General features: G+C 75.2%; 21 protein-coding genes. 13 read left to right on the top strand and 8 right to left on the bottom strand.

From position 1 onward, the window contains the following. A partial coding sequence (locus tag ACYVOF_RS10675; RefSeq protein ID WP_460866311.1) for a DUF222 domain-containing protein occupies nucleotides 1–590 on the bottom strand: 590 nt, incomplete at its 3' end. 122 nt (nucleotides 591–712) lie between these two features. Here ACYVOF_RS10675 and ACYVOF_RS10670 point away from each other — a divergent pair. From ACYVOF_RS10670 to ACYVOF_RS10635, 8 genes are all read left to right on the top strand, one after another. Further along, entirely contained in the window at nucleotides 713–1,129 is a 417-nt protein-coding gene (locus ACYVOF_RS10670; RefSeq protein WP_460866309.1) for a hypothetical protein, read from the top strand. A 143-nt stretch (nucleotides 1,130–1,272) separates the two neighbouring features. Further along, nucleotides 1,273–1,635, top strand: a complete 363-nt coding sequence (locus tag ACYVOF_RS10665) for a lipocalin-like domain-containing protein (RefSeq protein ID WP_460866308.1) — start codon at nucleotides 1,273–1,275, stop codon at nucleotides 1,633–1,635. Between the two features lie 76 nt (nucleotides 1,636–1,711). Then, on the top strand, nucleotides 1,712–2,662 hold the full coding sequence (locus ACYVOF_RS10660) for an ABC transporter ATP-binding protein (protein WP_460866306.1): 951 nt from the start codon (nucleotides 1,712–1,714) through the stop codon (nucleotides 2,660–2,662). Further along, nucleotides 2,659–3,414, top strand: coding sequence for an ABC transporter permease (locus tag ACYVOF_RS10655; RefSeq protein ID WP_460866304.1), 756 nt, complete (start codon nucleotides 2,659–2,661; stop codon nucleotides 3,412–3,414). The genes ACYVOF_RS10660 and ACYVOF_RS10655 overlap by 4 nt, the downstream gene beginning before the upstream one ends. A gap of 92 nt (nucleotides 3,415–3,506) precedes the next feature. After that, nucleotides 3,507–4,004, top strand: coding sequence for an FxsA family protein (locus ACYVOF_RS10650; RefSeq protein ID WP_460866302.1), 498 nt, complete (start codon nucleotides 3,507–3,509; stop codon nucleotides 4,002–4,004). Between the two features lie 25 nt (nucleotides 4,005–4,029). Continuing rightward, a complete protein-coding gene (locus ACYVOF_RS10645) occupies nucleotides 4,030–5,652 on the top strand; it encodes an amidohydrolase (protein WP_460866300.1) in 1,623 nt (540 codons plus the stop codon). After that, the gene (gene lnt, locus ACYVOF_RS10640) at nucleotides 5,649–7,271 is read left to right on the top strand and encodes an apolipoprotein N-acyltransferase (protein WP_460866297.1); all 1,623 of its coding nucleotides are present in this window, start codon (nucleotides 5,649–5,651) and stop codon (nucleotides 7,269–7,271) included. Before ACYVOF_RS10645 ends, lnt begins: the two co-directional genes overlap by 4 nt. After that, nucleotides 7,225–8,019 (top strand): polyprenol monophosphomannose synthase, encoded by a 795-nt coding sequence (locus ACYVOF_RS10635; RefSeq protein ID WP_460866296.1) that lies wholly within the window; start codon nucleotides 7,225–7,227, stop codon nucleotides 8,017–8,019. Before lnt ends, ACYVOF_RS10635 begins: the two co-directional genes overlap by 47 nt. Nucleotides 8,020–8,074: 55 nt before the next feature. Here the strand turns inward: ACYVOF_RS10635 and ACYVOF_RS10630 are convergent, their stop codons facing one another. From ACYVOF_RS10630 to ACYVOF_RS10620, 3 genes are all read right to left on the bottom strand, one after another. After that, nucleotides 8,075–8,413 (bottom strand): RNA polymerase-binding protein RbpA, encoded by a 339-nt coding sequence (locus ACYVOF_RS10630; RefSeq protein WP_460866294.1) that lies wholly within the window; start codon nucleotides 8,411–8,413, stop codon nucleotides 8,075–8,077. An 86-nt stretch (nucleotides 8,414–8,499) separates the two neighbouring features. Further along, nucleotides 8,500–9,240, bottom strand: coding sequence for a thymidine kinase (locus ACYVOF_RS10625; protein WP_460866293.1), 741 nt, complete (start codon nucleotides 9,238–9,240; stop codon nucleotides 8,500–8,502). A gap of 27 nt (nucleotides 9,241–9,267) precedes the next feature. Next, entirely contained in the window at nucleotides 9,268–10,005 is a 738-nt protein-coding gene (locus ACYVOF_RS10620; RefSeq protein WP_460866291.1) for a glycerophosphodiester phosphodiesterase family protein, read from the bottom strand. A gap of 71 nt (nucleotides 10,006–10,076) precedes the next feature. Here ACYVOF_RS10620 and ACYVOF_RS10615 point away from each other — a divergent pair, with 71 nt between their 5' ends. Next, nucleotides 10,077–10,400, top strand: a complete 324-nt coding sequence (locus ACYVOF_RS10615) for a hypothetical protein (protein WP_460866290.1) — start codon at nucleotides 10,077–10,079, stop codon at nucleotides 10,398–10,400. 230 nt (nucleotides 10,401–10,630) lie between these two features. Further along, nucleotides 10,631–11,614, top strand: a complete 984-nt coding sequence (locus ACYVOF_RS10610; protein ID WP_460866288.1) for a transglycosylase family protein — start codon at nucleotides 10,631–10,633, stop codon at nucleotides 11,612–11,614. A gap of 13 nt (nucleotides 11,615–11,627) precedes the next feature. On the opposite strand, the gene ACYVOF_RS10605 is transcribed toward ACYVOF_RS10610, so the two are convergent. Next, the gene (locus ACYVOF_RS10605) at nucleotides 11,628–12,188 is read right to left on the bottom strand and encodes a hypothetical protein (RefSeq protein WP_460866286.1); all 561 of its coding nucleotides are present in this window, start codon (nucleotides 12,186–12,188) and stop codon (nucleotides 11,628–11,630) included. 62 nt (nucleotides 12,189–12,250) lie between these two features. Here ACYVOF_RS10605 and ACYVOF_RS10600 point away from each other — a divergent pair, with 62 nt between their 5' ends. Beyond that, the gene (locus ACYVOF_RS10600) at nucleotides 12,251–12,859 is read left to right on the top strand and encodes a CGNR zinc finger domain-containing protein (RefSeq protein ID WP_460866285.1); all 609 of its coding nucleotides are present in this window, start codon (nucleotides 12,251–12,253) and stop codon (nucleotides 12,857–12,859) included. Nucleotides 12,860–12,872: 13 nt separating this feature from the next. Here ACYVOF_RS10600 and ACYVOF_RS10595 read toward each other — a convergent pair whose 3' ends face one another. Continuing rightward, on the bottom strand, nucleotides 12,873–14,081 hold the full coding sequence (locus ACYVOF_RS10595) for a glycoside hydrolase family 43 protein (protein ID WP_460866283.1): 1,209 nt from the start codon (nucleotides 14,079–14,081) through the stop codon (nucleotides 12,873–12,875). A gap of 130 nt (nucleotides 14,082–14,211) precedes the next feature. On the opposite strand from ACYVOF_RS10595, the gene ACYVOF_RS10590 reads away from it, so the two are divergent. After that, nucleotides 14,212–14,688, top strand: a complete 477-nt coding sequence (locus ACYVOF_RS10590) for a T3SS (YopN, CesT) and YbjN peptide-binding chaperone 1 (protein ID WP_460866281.1) — start codon at nucleotides 14,212–14,214, stop codon at nucleotides 14,686–14,688. A 347-nt stretch (nucleotides 14,689–15,035) separates the two neighbouring features. Continuing rightward, complete coding sequence (locus ACYVOF_RS10585; protein WP_460866280.1) at nucleotides 15,036–15,956, top strand: pseudouridine synthase; 921 nt, start codon at nucleotides 15,036–15,038, stop codon at nucleotides 15,954–15,956. A gap of 72 nt (nucleotides 15,957–16,028) precedes the next feature. Here ACYVOF_RS10585 and ACYVOF_RS10580 read toward each other — a convergent pair whose 3' ends face one another. Continuing rightward, nucleotides 16,029–16,463, bottom strand: a complete 435-nt coding sequence (locus ACYVOF_RS10580; protein WP_460866278.1) for an organic hydroperoxide resistance protein — start codon at nucleotides 16,461–16,463, stop codon at nucleotides 16,029–16,031. Between the two features lie 59 nt (nucleotides 16,464–16,522). Continuing rightward, on the bottom strand, nucleotides 16,523–17,161 hold the full coding sequence (locus tag ACYVOF_RS10575; protein WP_460866276.1) for a TetR/AcrR family transcriptional regulator: 639 nt from the start codon (nucleotides 17,159–17,161) through the stop codon (nucleotides 16,523–16,525). Between the last annotated feature and the right edge of the window lie 34 nt (nucleotides 17,162–17,195).

Here is a 17,195-nt window from a genome sequence, read left to right as displayed (position 1 = left end):
TCGAGCCGGGCATCGACGGCCCGCCCGTCCTGCGCCCCGAGCAGCCCGTGGACCCCGGCCATGCCGTCCGCCTCCGGGTAGACCCGCACCTCCCGGTCCCCCACGGCCCGCCGCGCCCGGGCGCGGCGCAGGGCCGGATCGACGGCGGCGAGGACCCGGTCACACGCGGCCCCGGCCGCCCCCGCGGTCAGGGCCCGGCCCAGCACCCGGTCCAGGACCTGCTCCTCCACCCGGGCCCGCACCGACGCATCGACCGCGTCACCGGCGAGGTGGGTGAGCCGGTCGAGCAGGGTCCGGCACACCACCCAGGTCAGGTCCCCAGCGGCCAACGCACGCCCCAGCGCGCGGAAGTCGTCACGCAGCTGCTCCCCGTGGAACACCACCAACCGAGCCGCGTGCGTCGAGATCCCCAGTGCTTCCCCCACCTCGAGGACGGCGAACTCGGCGGCGTCCGGGTCCGACCCGCGCCGCCGGTCCGCCACCAACCCCGCCGCCAACCGCAGCTTCGCCGCCGTCGCGGCCGACTCCGCCCGACCCGCAGCACGCAGCGCCGCCACAGCAGCCGCGTCAGAGGTCAAGGTATCGAACACGTGTGCGATTCTACGAGTCGGGGCCGACAAGAATCACGGCTCGGGTTTCGGCGGACTGATGCGACCCGCGGCCCTCCAGCTGCCGCGCGTGCTCCTGTCGTGTCGTCGGCGATGCTTGGCCCGTGCCGAGCAGCGATCCGACGAACAGCGTGGAGCTGCTCATGACACACATCGACGACGTCCTGGTCCCGCTGGGCTTCAGCCGGTGCCAGGGCGATGTCTCCGACGGTTCGGGTCAGATGCTCTGGTGCTCAGCGGCAGACGAGTTCGCTGACCGCTTCCCGAGCCTGCCGGTCAGCGAAACGCCACCGGGCGGCTGGGGGACCATGTGCACCGATGTCTCGGTCCGCGTCGGTGACGGTGGGCGAGTCATCCGAGTCGATGTCGAGGGGCACGACCTCGACACGCTCCTGGCCGGCTCGGGCCTGACCACCGGCGCTGCTCGCGCTGCCACCCTGATCGGCTCGTCGGTCACGGATTGCGGCGCGCTGCCGTCCCTGATCCGCGAGCTGCTCGACGGCTCGAGCGCACAGAGATGATCTCGGCGTCTGGCTGGTCTCGCCAGGAGCGAGGTCCCCACGCACGTGCGCAGCGCCGTCCGCGTCGAGAGCGACGTCGCCCCACCACCGTGCGAGTCCGGCCCACCCCACGTCGACGCGTCCTCGGTCGTAGCGTCGACGCCATGACGAGGGACGAGATCCTGGGTGCCTGGCGACTGGCCGAGGCGACCCAGCACGACAGCTCCGGCCAGGTGGTCGGCCACCCCTTCGGCGAGGAACCGGCCGGGCTCATCCTCTACACCGACGACGGCTACATGTCGGCCACCATCACCAGCGCGGTCTCGGACGACCTGCCGAGCGTCTACGCGGGACCGTTCGAGGTGACCGACGACGAGGTCGTCCACCACGTCGAGGTGGGGGAGGACCCGGCCGGCGCCGGCACGGTGCAGCACCGCGGCGCCCACGTGGCCGACGGCGCGCTGCACCTGCGGGCGCAGGTCGGGGGCGGCGAGGTCCGGCTGCGGTGGGAGCGGCCCGCGCGGTGAGGTCATCCCTGCGGATGACCCACGTCGAGACCCCCGGCTGACGCGGGCGCCCGTCCCCGGCGCCCACGATGGAGCCATGATCGAAGTCCGCAACCTGACCAAGACCTACGGGGCGACCCGTGCCGTCGACGACCTGACCTTCACCATCGCCCCGGGCACCGTCACCGGCTTCCTCGGCCCCAACGGCGCCGGCAAGTCCACGACGATGCGCATGATCCTGGGCCTGGACCGTCCGACGTCGGGCACCGCGCTCGTCTTCGGCAAGCCCTACGCGGAGCTGAAGAACCCGCTGACCCAGGTGGGGGCGCTGCTCGACGCCAAGTGGGTGCACCCCAACCGCTCCGCCCGGGCCCACCTGCGGTGGATGGCCGCGGCCAACAAGCTGCCCGCCTCCCGGGTCGACGAGGTCCTCGACCTCGTCGGCCTCAGCTCGGTGGCCGGCAAGCGCGCCGGCCAGTTCTCCCTGGGGATGTCCCAGCGCCTCGGCATCGCCGGTGCGCTGCTGGGCGACCCGGGCGTGCTGCTGTTCGACGAGCCCGTCAACGGCCTCGACCCGGAGGGCATCGCCTGGATCCGCACCTTCATGCAGCGCCTGGCCACCGAGGGCCGCACCGTGCTCGTCTCCAGCCACCTGCTCTCCGAGATGGCGCAGACCGCCGACCACCTCGTCGTCATCGGCCGCGGCCGGCTCATCTCCGACTCCTCGACCGCCGACTTCGTGGCCCGGGCCAGCGACAGCTCGGTCCGGGTCCGCAGCCCGCGGCTGGACCTGCTGCGCAGCGCCATCACCTCCGCGGGGATGACGATCCGGGAGGAGTCCCACGACGCCCTCGTCGTCGCCGACACCACCCCGGAGCGCATCGGCGAGCTCGCCGCCGAGCACGGCGTGGTGCTGCACGAGCTCTCACCCCAGCGCGGCTCCCTGGAGCAGGCGTTCATGTCCCTGACCGGCGACGACGTCCAGTACGCCGGCGGTGGCCGCGGCCCGGCCGCCCACCCCCAGCAGATGCAGGAGCAGCAGCGATGAGCCTCATGTCCGTCGAGCGCACCAAGCTCATGACCACCCGCTCGCCCTGGTGGTGCCTGGCCGCCGCCGTCGTCGTCTCGCTCGGCTTCGCGATCCTGTTCTCCTCGCTGGCCGGCACGACGGTGGAGGGCGGACCGCGACGCGGCGAGACCCTGACCCTGAGCCCCGGCCTCGTGGTCACGGGGGTCTCGGGGATCGGCCTCTACATCGTCATGATCATGGCCGCGTTGGCCGTGACCACCGAGTACCGCTTCGGCGTCATCCGCACCACGTTCCTCGCCGCCCCGCACCGCGCCGTCGTCATCGGGTCGAAGGCCGCGTTCCTCGGCCTGGTCGGGCTCGTCGTCGGCGAGGTCCTCGCGTTCGGGTCCTACGGCTTCGCCAAGCTCATCAACTCCAGCCTGGGCCCGATCTCCACCGCGGCCGACTGGCGGGCCGTGGCCGGCATCGGGCTCGTCTACGCGCTGGGGTCGGTCCTCGCGGTCGCGGTGGGCACCCTGCTGCGGCAGTCCGCCGGGGCCATCGCCCTGCTGGTGCTGTTCCCGCTGCTCGTCGAGCAGCTCGTGCAGCTGATCCCGACCTACGGCCAGGACGTCTACCAGTGGATGCCCTTCGTCAACGCGAGCAACTTCCTGGGCACCGCCACCCTCGACGGCCCGCTCGGGCCGTGGGGCAGCCTGGTCTACTTCGCCGCGATCGTGGGCGTGGTGCTCGTGGCCGCGCTGGTCGTGGTCGACCGCCGGGACGCCTGACGCCGGGAGAAACCACGCCCGCCCGTGCGTTGGGAGGGCAGTACCACCCGCGACGCCGAGAGCCGGTGCGGGGAGACGAGGAGGCGAGCACCGTGCCACTGATCCTGTTCCTGCTCTACGTCGTCGTCGAGGTGACCGCGCTGGTCTGGGTCGCGAGCGCGCTCGGCGTGCTCGCGACCGTGGGCCTGCTGCTGCTGGGGCTCGTCGCCGGCCTGGCCCTGCTGCGCTCGCAGGGCCGCCGCAGCATCGCCCAGCTCCGCGACGCCGTCCGCCGGGGACGCTCCACCGACAGCGAGGTCGCCGACGGCTCGCTGGTCGTCCTGGGTGGGCTGCTGTTCCTGCTCCCGGGGCTGGTCACGAGCACGCTGGGCATCCTGCTGCTGCTGCCGCCGGTCCGCGCCCTCGTCCGCCCCGCGGTGGCCTCGGCGGCCGCCCGACGGGTCGTCAGGGTGCCGCGGGGGACGGGCGGGCTGGGCCGGCGCGGCGTCGTCGTCGACGGCGAGGTGGTCACCGGTCCCACCGGGGCACCCCCGCGGCGCCCCGGCGACGGTGGCCGCCCCGTGCTGGAGGGCGAGGTCGAGCAGGGCTGACCGGGCGGCAGGGCAGACTGCGTCCGTGAGCACACAGCTGTTGCTGGGCGGACACGTCCAGGCCCCGGGGACCCCCGACGCCACCGCGATGGCCGTCACCGACGGCACCGTGGTGTGGGTGGGCCAGGACCGGCCCGGCCGGGCGCTGCACCCCGACGCCGAGGTCGTCGAGCTCGACGGCGCCTGGGTGGCACCGGCGTTCGTCGACACCCACGTCCACGCGACCTCGGCGGGCCTGGCGCTGCTGGGCCTCGACCTCACCGCCGCCACCTCCACCGAGCACTGCCTGGCCCTGGTGGCCGAGCACGCCGCCGCGCACCCCGAGGACGCGGTGGTCTGGGGCCACGGCTGGGACGAGAGCCGCTGGCCCGGCCAACGCCCCCCGAGCCGCGCCGAGGTCGACGCCTGCGCCCCGGGCCGGCCCATCTACCTCTCCCGGGTCGACGTGCACTCCGCCCTGGCCTCCACCGCGCTGGTCAGCGCCGCCGACGGGGCGTGGCGCGACCCGGGCTGGTCCGACGACGGCCCGCTCGTCGAGCAGGCCCACCACCGGGTCCGCGACGCGGCCAACGGCCTGCTCGGCGGCGGGCAGCGCAGCCGCGCGCAGCACGCGTTCCTCGACCACGCCGCGTCCCTGGGCGTGGTCGCGGTCCACGAGTGCGGGGGCGCCGAGATCGGGGGCCTGGCCGACTTCCAGCAGCTGCTCGCCGTCGGCCGACCCGACGGCCACGGGGTGGAGGTCCGCGGCTACTGGGGCGAGGCGGTGCGGACGGCCGACGAGGCCCGCGCCCTGCTCGAGCGCACCGGGGCGCACGCCCTGGGCGGTGACCTCTTCGTCGACGGCTCCCTGGGCTCGCGGACCGCGTGGCTGCGCGAGCCGTTCTGCGACGACCCGCACGACGGGCACAACACCGGCATGGGGTTCCTCGACGCCGACGCGGTGGCCGCGCACCTCGCCGCGTGCACCGAGGTCGGCGTGCAGGGCGGGTTCCACGTCATCGGCGACGCCGGGGTGGCCGCGGTGGTCGACGGCCTGGCCCGCACCGTGGCGCAGCTGGGCGGGCCCGTCGTGGCCAGCCGTGGCCACCGCCTCGAGCACGTGGAGATGGTCGACGCCGAGCAGGCGGCCGCGCTGGCGGGCTGGGGCGTGCTGGTCAGCGTGCAGCCCGCGTTCGACGCGCTGTGGGGCGGGCCCGACGGCCTCTACGTGCAGCGCCTGGGCCCCGACCGGGGCACCCGGCTCAACCCGTTCGCCACCCTGGCCTCCGCCGGGGTGGGCCTGGCCATCGGCTCCGACGTCCCGGTGACCACGATGGACCCGTGGGCCGCGGTCCGGGCGGCCGTGCACCACCGCACCCCCGGCCAGGGCATCTCCCCGCGCGCCGCCTTCGCCGCCGCCACCCGCGGCGCGTGGCGTGCCGGCGGGGTCCGCGACGGCGTCACCGGTCTGCTCACCCCCGGTGCCCCCGCCTCCTACGCGGTGTGGGACGTCGACGAGCTGGTCGTCGCCGCCCCCCGCGACGCCGTGGCCCGGTGGTCGACCGACCCGCGCGCCGGGGTGGCCCCGCTGCCCGACGTCGCCCCCGGGGCCCGGCTGCCCCGCTGCCTGCGCACCGTCCACCGCGGCCGGACCCTGTACGCCGCGTGAGGACGCTGCTGACGGGCCCCGTGCTGCTGCGGGTGCTGGCCTCCCTCGCCGGGGGGTACGCGCTCTACCTGAGCTTCCCGCCGCGCCACGTGTGGTGGCTGGCCCCGCTCGGGATCGCCGCGGTGGCCCTGGCGCTGCGCGGGGTCCGGGTGCGGGCCGGCTTCGGCTACGGCTACCTCGCCGGGGCGGCGTTCCTGCTCCCGCTGATCCCCTGGGTGGGGGAGTACGTCGGGCCCGTGCCCTGGCTGGCCCTCGCCCTGGTGGAGGCCCTGTTCGTCGGCCTCTTCGGGGCGGTGGGCGCGGCCGTCGGCCGGCTGCCCGCCGGCCCGTTCTGGGTGGCGTGCACCTGGGTGGCGGCGGAGTCGCTGCGCTCCTACGTCCCGTTCGGCGGCTTCCCGTGGGGCCGCCTGGCGTTCGGCCAGCCCGACGGGCTGCTGCTCCCGCTGGCCTCGGTCGGCGGGCCCACCCTGCTCTCGTTCGGGGTGGCGCTCACCGGCACCGGCCTGGCCGCGCTGCTGGTGTCGCTGCGCCGTCGCCGCGCCCTCACCGCGGCCGGGGCGCTGCTGGCCACGGTGGTGCCGCTGGCCGGGGCCCTGGCGCTGGGCCCGGCCACCCGCGCCGCCGACACCTCCGACCGGACGCTGACCGTGGCCGCGGTGCAGGGCAACGTCCCCCGCCTGGGGCTGGAGTTCAACAGCCAGCGCCGCGCGGTGCTGGACAACCACGTGGCCCGCACCCTGCAGCTCGCCGCGGACGTCGCCGCCGGGCGCGTGCCCCGCCCGGACGTCGTCATCTGGCCGGAGAACTCCGCCGACGTGGACCCGCTGCGCAACCCCGACGCGGGTGCGGTCATCGACGAGGCCGCCCGCGCCATCGGGGTGCCCATCCTCGTCGGGGCCGTGCTCGTCGGGCCGGACCGCACCACGACGAACTCGGTCATCGTCTGGGACCCCGTCACCGGCCCGGGCCAGCAGCACGACAAGACGATCCTGCAGCCCTTCGGCGAGTACCTGCCCTACCGCAGCTTCTTCTCGCTGTTCAGCTCCTACGCCGACAAGGCCGGCTACTTCGTGCCCGGCGACGACGACGGGGTGCTCACCGCGGCCGGCGTGCCCGTCGCGGTGTCCACCTGCTGGGAGGTCGCCTTCGACCGCCAGCTGCGGACGGCGGTCCGCGACGGCGGGCAGTACATCGCGGTGCCCACGAACAACGCCACCTTCGGCCGCACGGAGATGACCTACCAGCAGCTGGCCATGTCCCGGGTGCGCGCGGTGGAGCACGGCCGGGCCGTCGTCGTCGCCGCGACCAGCGGCATCAGCGCCGTGGTGGCGCCGGACGGGTCGGTGACGCAGGCGACACAGTTCTTCACCCCCGCCGCACTGGTGTCGCAGGTCCCGCTGCACACCACGACTACTGTGGCCACTCGGATCGGGGAGGCGCCGGAGCTCGCGCTCGCGGCGCTGACCCTGGCTGCCCTCGGGTGGTCGGTGCTGCGGCGCCGCCGCACCGGGGACCCGGCCGGACAGACGACGGACGACGCACGGCCCGCCCCGGGCCGCGAGGAGGACACCGATGGCGGAGCAGGCGCTCCCGGACGGGTCGGGACCGGCCGCAGCTGACGGGCCGGGGCCGGGCGACCGGGTCCTCGCCATCGTCCCGACCTACGACGAGCGGGAGAACCTGCCGCTCATCGTGGGCCGGCTGCACGCCGCGCTGCCCCAGGTGCACGTCCTCGTCGTCGACGACGGCAGCCCGGACGGGACGGGCGAGGTCGCCGACGGTCTCGCCGCGGCCGACGAGCGCGTCCACGTGCTGCACCGCACCGAGAAGGCCGGGCTCGGCGCGGCCTACATCGCGGGCTTCCGGTGGGGGCTGGGCCGCGGCTACGACGTGCTCGTGGAGATGGACGCCGACGGCAGCCACGCCCCGGAGCAGCTGCACCGGCTGCTGGACCGCGTCAACGGGGGCGCCGACCTGGTGCTGGGCTCGCGCTACGTGCCCGGCGGCAGCGTCGTCAACTGGCCCAAGCACCGCGAGTGGCTCTCCCGGGGCGGCAACCTGTACTCCCGGGTCGCCCTCGGGGTCTCGCTGCACGACATCACCGGCGGCTTCCGCGCCTACCGGGCGGCCGTGCTCCAGGCGCTGCCGCTCGACGACATCGCCTCGGAGGGCTACTGCTTCCAGGTCGACCTGGCGTGGCGCACCGTGCAGCTGGGGTACCGGGTCGATGAGGTGCCGATCACGTTCACCGAGCGGGAGATCGGCGAGTCCAAGATGAGCGGCGGGATCGTCCGCGAGGCGCTGCTGCGGGTGACGCAGTGGGGCGTGCGCGACCGCTGGCAGCGGCTGCGCGGCGACCGGGCCTGACACGCGACGACGCCCGCCCCCCGAGGTCGGGGGACGGGCGTCGTGACCGGGTGGCTCAGCCGCGGCGGCGGGCCTTGAGCAGGTCCATCCGCTCCTGCAGCAGCTCCTCGAGCTCCTCGACGGAGCGGCGCTCGAGCAGCATGTCCCAGTGGGTGCGCGGGGGCTTGACCTTCTTCGCCTCCGGGGCGGCGCCGTCGATCAGCTTCGACTCGGTGCCGTGCAGCCGGCACTCCCACGTGCCCGGGAACTCGGCGTCGTCGGCGAAGGGCACCTCGAAGTCGTGGCCCTTGGGGCAGGCGTAGCGCGCGGCCTGGCGGGGAGCCAGGTCGTGGTCGCGGTCGGTCTCGTAGCTGACGGCGCCGAGACGGCTGCCGCGGAGCACACGGTCGGCCATGGGGTCCTCTCCTCCTGCGCAGTGCTGCGCTGGTGTTCACGTCCACCCCGTGCAACGTCCTCGCGGGGTGGTTCGTTCCGCCACCGTCAACCCAGCGGGAGCTCGTCCTGGCGCGGGAGCGCCGGACCGAGGTCCCCGAGGCGGTGGTGCCGACGACAGAGTACCTGGTAGCGCACCTCGTCCCCGGTGTCCGGACCGACCGCGGTGTCGGCCACGACGACCGTGCTGCCCTCGCGGACGACGTGGCCGTGGACCACCCGGGCGTTGAACCGACCGACGGCCCCGCACCAGCACAGCACCTGGACCTGCACCGGGGTGACCTCGTCGGCGAGCTCGACGAGGCGCCGCGAGCCGTCGAACAGCTCGCCGCGGAAGTCGGTGGCGATGCCGAAGCAGAACGCGTCCACCGCGCGCTCGTCGGCCAGCTCCGCCAGCTGGTCGACCTGGGCGGGGGTGAGGAACTGCGCCTCGTCGACGACGACGTAGTCCACCGGGCGCCCACCCGCCCAGGAGCGGCGGACCACCTCGCGCAGGTCGTCGGAGGCGCGGACCTCCAGCGCCTCGCGCACCAGGCCCATCCGGCTGGAGATCTGCGGGCGGCCCGAGCGGTCGTGGCGGGTCAGCACCAGGCCGCGACGGCCCTGCCGGGTCTGGTTGTGGTCGACCTGCAGGGCCAGCGTGGACTTGCCGCAGTCCATGGGGCCGTGGAAGAAGCGGACCCGGCCCGTCGCAGGGGCGGCCGGGCCGCCGCGGGCGGGGACCGCGGAGAGCGCGTCGGTCGGGTCGGGAGTGGGATCGGGCACGGTGTCCTCACCACGGTCGCTCACCCGGGCAGTCTCGCAGCCCGGCCCGGCTCAGCCGGGCCAGCACCCCCGGGCGACGAGCAGGTCGCGCAGCAGGTCGGGCCGGTCGGTGATGACGCCGTCCACCCCCAGGTCGAGCAGCCGGGCGGTGGCCCGCGGGTCGTCGACCGTCCAGGCGTGCACCTCGAGGCCGAGGCGGTGGGCCTGCAGCAGCAGCCGCCGGTCGACCAGCGGGGCCGCCGCCGGGCCGAGGGGGACCTGCGCGCACAGGCCCGCGGGCAGCCACCGGTGCGGCAGGTCGACCAGCGCCACGGCACGCACGCGCAGCGCCAGCACGCCGGCGGGGGAGAGGGCGGTGCACAGCCGGGGCCCGGCGGCGGCGCGCAGCCGGGCCAGGCGCCGGCCCGAGAAGGACGCCAGGCACACCCGGTCCCAGGCATCGGTGGCGGCGAGGTCCTCGAGCACGCCGGGGACCGCGTCGTCGGTCTTCACGTCGACGTTGAACCGGGTGCGGGGCAGTGCCCGCAGGGCCTCGCGCAGGGTCGGCACGGGCTCGCGGCCGCCGACGCGGGCGTGGGCGAGCTCGGCCGCGGAGCGGGCGGCCACCGGGCCCGACGCGGTGGTCGTGCGGTCGAGGCCGGCGTCGTGGTGCAGCACCGCCGTGCCGTCCGCGGCCGCGCGGGCGTCGGTCTCGACATAGGCGTAGCCCTCGTCGACCGCCCGGGTGAACGCGGCCAGGGTGTTCTCGAGCCCGGCCAGGTCGGCGGTGTGCCAGCCCCGGTGGGCCATGGCCCGCGGGTGCGGGCCGGCGAGGTACGGGTGTACCGGGCCTCCCCGGGACCGTCGTAGGGTCATCGCTCGTGGCCAACTCCGTCGAGCACTGCGGGTGGTGCGGCCGCGAGGTGGCGAGCAACCCCGTGGGCCGGCGGCGGCGGTACTGCCAGCAGTCGTGCCGGCAGCGAGCCTACGAGCAGCGCGTCGCGCTGCGCGACACCGTGCTGCCCGCCGGGTCGGTGGTCCTGACCGCCGAGGAGGCGGGCGGGGTGGCCGACCGCGCGTTCGCGGTCCGCTGCGCCGCGGAGGACGTCGCCACCGCGGTCACCGACGGGGCAGGCCCCGCCGAGCTCGCCCGCCTGGCCGCGGACCTCGTCCGGCTGGCCCGCGCGGCCGAGCGCCTGCGCTGAGCCTCACGCACCCGGTCCGGACGACACGCCGGACCGCGGTACGCGTGTGACTCGTGGTGTCGAACTACAGTGTTGTTCTTTCGTGATGCGCTTGTGACGCCTGTTCCTGCTGGTTACCGTGCTCCTGTCCCGCGACGCTCCGCGACGCGGTCGAGCCCCGGGGAGCACCGTTGCGCCGAGTCGTCCCGACCCGTGTCCACCCTCGTCCGCCCCGTCGTCTGCGCCGGCTCGTGGCCGCGCTGCTCGTCACCGCCGCCGGCGGGACCGGCGCCGCCGTGCTCGCCGCCGGGAGCGCGGCCGCCGACCCGCCCGCCTCGGACTGGGCCAAGGTCCGCATGTGCGAGTCCAGCGGCAACTACGCCATCAACACCGGCAACGGGTACTACGGCGCGTACCAGTTCAACCAGGCCACGTGGACCAGCGTCGGTGGGCAGGGCCGGCCCGACCAGGCCTCCCCGCGCGAGCAGGACTACCGCGCGCTGTACCTCTACCGGATGCGCGGCTGGCAGCCGTGGACCTGCGGGGCCGGCCTGCGCGAGGACGGTGACGCCCGGTCCGGGCGGGTGCCCACCTACGCCGAGTCGGCCTACATGGGGGGAGCCGGCACCGTGCCGGTCGTGACCCCTCCCGTCGTGACACCGCCCGTCGTGACACCACCTGTCGTGACCCCGCCCGTGGTCGTGCCACCGCCGCCCGCACCGGTCCCGGGCGGGGGTGGGGTGCCGAGCGACCCGGGCACCTTCGCGGCCTGGCCGGTGGCGATCTTCTTCCCCGGCCAGTGCGACCCCGCGGCCGTGCCGTTCCAGCGGCGCATGGCCACCTTCGGCTACGCGACGGTGCCCGACGGCTGCATCACGGGGGAGACGTCGCGGGCGATCCTCGACGAGCAGCGAGCCAACACCCTGCCGGTGACCGGGGTGCTCGGTCCGCTGACCTGGGTGGCGGCCTGGTACGGCGTGGACCCCGACACCAGCCCCGGCGACCCGAACGCCTGGCCCGGGGCGCTGTACCTCCCCGGCCAGTGCGACCCGGCGATCGGACGGTGGCAGCGCTCGCTGGCCTCCTACGGCCGGGCCGTCGACACCGGGGGCTGCCTCACCCCGCAGACCCTCGGTGTCCTCGACGAGGTGCAGCGGGCCAACGGGCTGCCGGCGCTGCCCCTGCTCGGGCCGCTGAGCTGGATGGCGGCGTTCGCGCCCGACGCCCAGCACTAGTCGACGGGTCCGCTCAGCCGCCCAGCGCCGCGCAGGTGTCGACCTCGGTCCCGTGGTCGACGAGCATCGTGCGCGTGCCGTCGGGGGCGAAACCGACCACGTGGACACCGTCGAGGGAGTAGTAGCCCTGCGGGAAGCCGTCGCCGGCGTGGAAGCCCAGGCCCACCGGGCCGTAGGTCGTGTACGTCTCCAGCGAGCCGTCCTCGCGCAGCTGCTGCACCGCGGTGCCGCTGGCGTTGGTGGTCACCGTGGCACCCGTCCGGAGGTTCGTGAACGTCCCGATCAGCAGGCCGTGGAACTCGACGGTCCGGACCGCACCGTCCGCGTACCGGCTCAGGACGCGGCTGCTCAGGTCCTGGCGGTCGGGGGTGTAGGAGAACGCGTCCTGGCAGTAGACCCCGGCGGCGACGGTGAACGGCTCCTGCGTCTCGGGCTGCCACGGCTCGGGCCGCGCCCCGGGCACGGCCGGCGACGGGGTGACCGGGGTGGTGGCGGCCGTGGCGGGGGAGCCGAGGAGCCCCGCCGTGACGGCGAGCGCGGCGAGTCCCGCCGCGGTGGTGGTTCGGGTGCTCATGGTCGACCTCCGTGTGTGGGGCAGATAACCGTTTGACGCCATCAAACGGTTAGAATGACCAGGTGGTCAAGAGCACGCCCGTCTGGTGGGTCACCGTCGAGGGCCTCGTCCTGCCCGCACCGGTGGCCGGCCAGCCCGGCCTCGAGCTGGCCAACACCTGGGCGGGCTGGGCCACTGACGGCACCCCGCTCGCCCCCACGGACAGGGCGGAGCGGGACTACCTCCGGACTCCGGCCCACCTCGACGTGCTGGCCCGGGACCGCGGCCTGCTCGACCCCGGCGCGCCCGCCTCGGACGAGGGCGCCCTGGCGGCGGCGCGCACCCTGCGCCCGGCCGTGCACCGCGCCGCCCGCGGCCTCGCCCGGGCCGACGACCTCGCGCTGCTGGGCTCCCTCGCGACCGAGGGCCGGACGCACCAGCAGCTGGTGGACACCGGGGACGGCGTGGCCTGGCGGTGCGCCGGCGACGCCGGGCCGAGGACGGCGCTGCTCGCGTTCGCCCTGGCGACGGCCGCCCTGGTCACCGGCGACGACGCCCGGCGGGTCCGCGCGTGCGGTGGCCACGAGTGCGGGTGGCTGTTCCTCGACACCTCGGGGCGCCGGCGCTGGTGCCGGATGGAGGTGTGCGGCAACCGGTCCAAGCAGGCCGCTTTCCAGGCGCGCCGGACCTGAGCTGCGCGACGGCTCAGGGCACGAACACCGGCGCCCCCGACGACACGTCCAGGACGTCCGCCCACAGCGCCCGCACGCCGCCGTTCGCGTACCCGACCACGCCGTCCCACGCGTGGTAGACCATGACCAGCCGACCCGCTGCGTCGACGACGAGGCTCTGCCCGCCCGGGCCCTGTGCCCGGCCGTGCGAGCCCACCCACGGGGTGGTCGTCGAGGTGTTGGTGCACGGTCCCTGGGGACCGTCGCAGGTCGCGTAGCCGATGCCGTAGGCGGCGCTGGTGTAGACGTTGCCGCTGTAGAACAGCAGCCAGCCCCGGCCGGTGTCGACCAGGGACGGGCCCTCGACGTTGCCGAGGTTCCAGGAGATGCCGGTCGAGCGCAGCAGCGGGACCGCGGGCGCCGTGGCCGCGAAGCCGAGGCCGTCGTCGGTCAGCCGGCGTGAGAACAGCGTCGCGGCACCGGCGTCGTTGGTCTTCCACGCCAGGTAGCGGGTCCCGGTCGTGGTGTCGGTGTACGGGGAGGGGTCGATCGACCCACCACCGGCGGCCTGGCAGACCATCGGCGCCGAGCTGCTGTCGACGAACTGGTCGGCGATCCCGGTGGCGGTCGCCGTGGAGATGCACTCGGCGCCGCCGCGCTGGTGGACCGTGTAGTACAGGACGAACCGGCCGCCGACCCGCGCCGGTTCCGGGGCCCAGGTGCCCAGGCTGTCGGCCCAGGACGGCAGGGAGCGCAGGGCGTCGGCGGGGGTCGGCCGGGTCCAGTGGACGAGGTCGGTCGAGGTCAGCCGCTGCAGGTTGACCGCCCCGTCCTGGGTGGCGAACGCGTGGTAGGTGCCGTCGACGAGGATCACGGCCGGGTCGGGGAAGTCGCCCGGGTACACCGGGGCCGTCGACGGGGGGACCGCCGTCGGACCGGGCACGACCGTGGTGGTCGGGGTGGACGTGGTCGTCGTGGGGGTCGTGGTGGTGGAGGTCGGGGCGGTCGTCGCCGTGGTGGGGGTCGTGGTGGGCGCGGCGGTCGTGGTGGTGGTGGCGGTCGTGGTGGTCGGCGGCACGCCGGTCGTCGTCACCGGGGTGGTGCCGGTGGGCACCGCGGTGGTGGTCGACGCGGCCGAGGTGGTCGGGGACCCGCCCGGCCCGGGGACCGCCGGCGGGGGCAGCAGCGGCTCGCACCCCACGACCAGGAGCCCGGCCAGGAGTAGTCCTGCGGCACCTGTCACGGCACGTGCCGGCCTCATCACGGGCGGTTCGTACCACGGGGCGAGCCCGGCCCGGACCGGTTCCGCGGAACCGCCGCCGTTCTTGTCGGACCCCGGTGCGACCCTGCGGTGGGAACGAGGGGAGGCGGCTGTGGGTGAGGAACGGACCACGTGGCTGCGCAGCCACGTCCGGCTGCTGCTGCAGGAGCACTGGGGGTCGACGCGGGTCGAGGTGGACGGCGACGGTGACATCCCGTTCCGCTGCGGCTCCGCCGCGTGCTGGGTCTCGGTGCACGACGCGGACGGGGCGCCGTTCGTCCGGGTGTGGGCGCAGGCCGCGCTCGAGGTCGCGTGCACCAAGGCGCTGCTGGTCGAGCTGAACGACATCAACGTGCGCAGCGCGTTCGTCACCGTGTCCTGGCACCACGGTGCGGTGTTCGTGGAGCACGCGCTGGCGGGCCCGGCGGTCGTCGCGGACGCCCTCGGCGCGGCGTGCGACCGGGTCGGCCAGGTCGCCGACGAGATCGGCCCGCTGCTGGCGGCCATGTTCACCGGACGGACGCCGTACCCACCGGAGACCGCGCCACTGCCGGGGTGGTCGTGCGGACCGGAGGACGACGCGTGCTGACGACCCGCCTGACGCGTGGTGATACGTCACACTGACGAATCAAGGGCCACGGGCTGGGGCGGTGGGGCTTCGGCACCCGCCGCCGTGAACGGCGATGACACCCGGTGCGGGCGTGACGTTCGGGCGGGCTTCGGCACCCGCCGCCGTGAACGGCGATGACACCCGGTGCGGGCGTGACGTTCGGGCGTGCAGCGCCACGCGGTGGCCGCACGGGGCGACGCTCGACGACGACCTGGGCTGTGTGAGGCGCGCACCGGGCAGCCCGCGTCCCGTCCTGCAGTGCCGATAATCGACATTATGTCATCTAGCCGGGAGATCCGGGTGGGCGCCGGCTCTAGGGTCGCACCGTGCCCCCGCGCTCACCGCTCCCCCCGCGCCACGGGCTCGCCTCGGCGTGGGTGCGCACCCCGGACCGGGCCCGGGTCGAGCCGGCGTGGCCGAGCACCGCGGACTGGCTGCGCGAGCGGCTGGGCGACCGGGTCGACGTGACGCGGCTGCTGGCCGACGGCCGCTTCGTCTACGACGACCTGCGCCCCGTCACCCCCGCCGACCCCTACCGGCCGCACACCTTCGTGTGGTTCCACCGCGACCTGCCCGACGAGGTACCCGTCCCGGGCGTGATGCCGGTGCTGCTGCGCGACGAGCGGATCGTCGTCGTGGACAAGCCGGCGTTCCTCGCCACCATCCCGCGGGGCCACCACGTCCGCGAGAGCGTCGTCGTGCGGCTGCGCGCGGAGCTCGGCCTGCCCGAGCTCTCCCCGGTGCACCGCCTCGACCGCGTCACCTCCGGCCTGCTGGTGCTGGCCACCGAGCGCCGCTGGCGCGCGCCCTACCAGCGGCTGTTCGAGACCCGCGCGGTGCGCAAGACCTACCGGGCCCTGGCCCCCCACGCACCGGACCTCACCCTGCCGGTGGCGGTGCGCGACCACGTGGCCACGTCCCGCGGCGGGGTGCGGGCCAAGGTGGTGCCCGGCGCCCCGGTCAACGCGGAGACGCTCGTCGAGCTCGAGGGCCGGCTCGGGGACCACGGCGTCTACCGACTGACGCCGAGGACGGGGCGGACCCACCAGCTGCGGCTGCACCTGTGGGGCCTCGGGATCCCGATCGTCGACGACCCGTTGTACCCGGTGGACCGGCACGTCCCGCTCGACGACGTCTCCCGGCCGCTGCAGCTGCTGGCCGCCGAGCTCGCCTTCACCGACCCGGTCGACGGCAGCCTCCGCCACCTCGTCAGCGACCGGGCGTTCCCGCTGCGCGCCGCAGCCTGACCCGCGTCCCCGCACGACGACGGCGCCGGACCCGGGGTGGGTCCGGCGCCGCCGGCGGGGGTGACGGGTCGGTCAGAAGGACTCGACCGCGGTCACGGTGACGGGGACGTTGCCGCGGGTGGCCTTGGAGTACGGGCACAGCTCGTGGGTGCGGTCCAGCACCTTCTGCGCGGTGGCCAGGTCGACGTCCGGCACGATGCCCTCGATCTCGACCGTGATGGCGTAGCTCTCGCCCTCCGGGCCGAAGCCGACGTGGGTGCGGACCTGGGCAGACTTGGTGTCGATGCCCATCTCCTTGCCGGTGAGGCCGAGCGCCCCGGTGAAGCACGCGCCGAACCCGGCGGCGAACAGCTGCTCGGGGTTGACGCCGGTGCCGGGGCCGCCCATCTCCTTCGGCGGGGTGAGCACGAGGTCGAGCTGGCCGTCGTCGGTCTTCGCGCTGCCCTGCCGCCCGCCGACGGTGGTGGCGTGCGCGGTGTAGACGATCTTGTCCGGGGTGTTGGTCATGTCTGCGCCAACGCCCGCGGCCGCCGGTCCTGTTCCCCCGCACCGGTCGGCCCCTGCTCTCAGGCGCGTCCCGCCCCGAAGCGCATGCCGTCGGTGAGCAGGGAGACCATGCGCGCCGACTGCTCGGAGCTGCTGTCGGCGAGGCACACGCCGCTGATGGAGCGCAGAAGGTCCATCGGCTCGACGTCGGAGCGCAGGGTGCCGTCCGCGACCCCCGCCTCGACAAGCCGGGTGATGGCCACCCGCATCCGCTCCTTGGACGCGGCGATCAGCTCGGCGTTCACCTGCGCGGCCTCCGGGGACGCCGCGTCGGCCACGGCCTGCTTCAGGGCGGTGGCCATCCCCCGCTTGCGCCCGACGTGGGCGACGAACCGCTGGGTCCAGGTCTCCAGCGCCTCGACCGGTGACGACGCGGCGAGCAGGTCGTCGACGCCGTCGCAGAGCCGCTCGACCTCGGCCTGGTAGACGGCCTGGATGAGCACCTCCCGCGTCGGGAAGTTGCGGTAGAGCGTCGCGATGCCGACCCCGGCGCGCTCGGCGATGTCCTCCAGCGAGGTGTCGACCCCGCGCTCGGCGAACGCGTCGCCCGCGGCCCGCAGCAGCGCGTCGCGGTTGCGCCGGGCGTCCGCCCGCATCGGTCGTGCCGTCGCCCCGCCCGTGCCCATCGCGCCGACGTCCTCTCCCGGTCCGGTTGCCAAGTGGAGGCTGCCTCCACTAACGTAACTGGAGGCG

The organism is Rhodococcus aerolatus (assembly GCF_054783215.1).
This window is presented reverse-complemented; position numbering and strand designations above follow the sequence as displayed.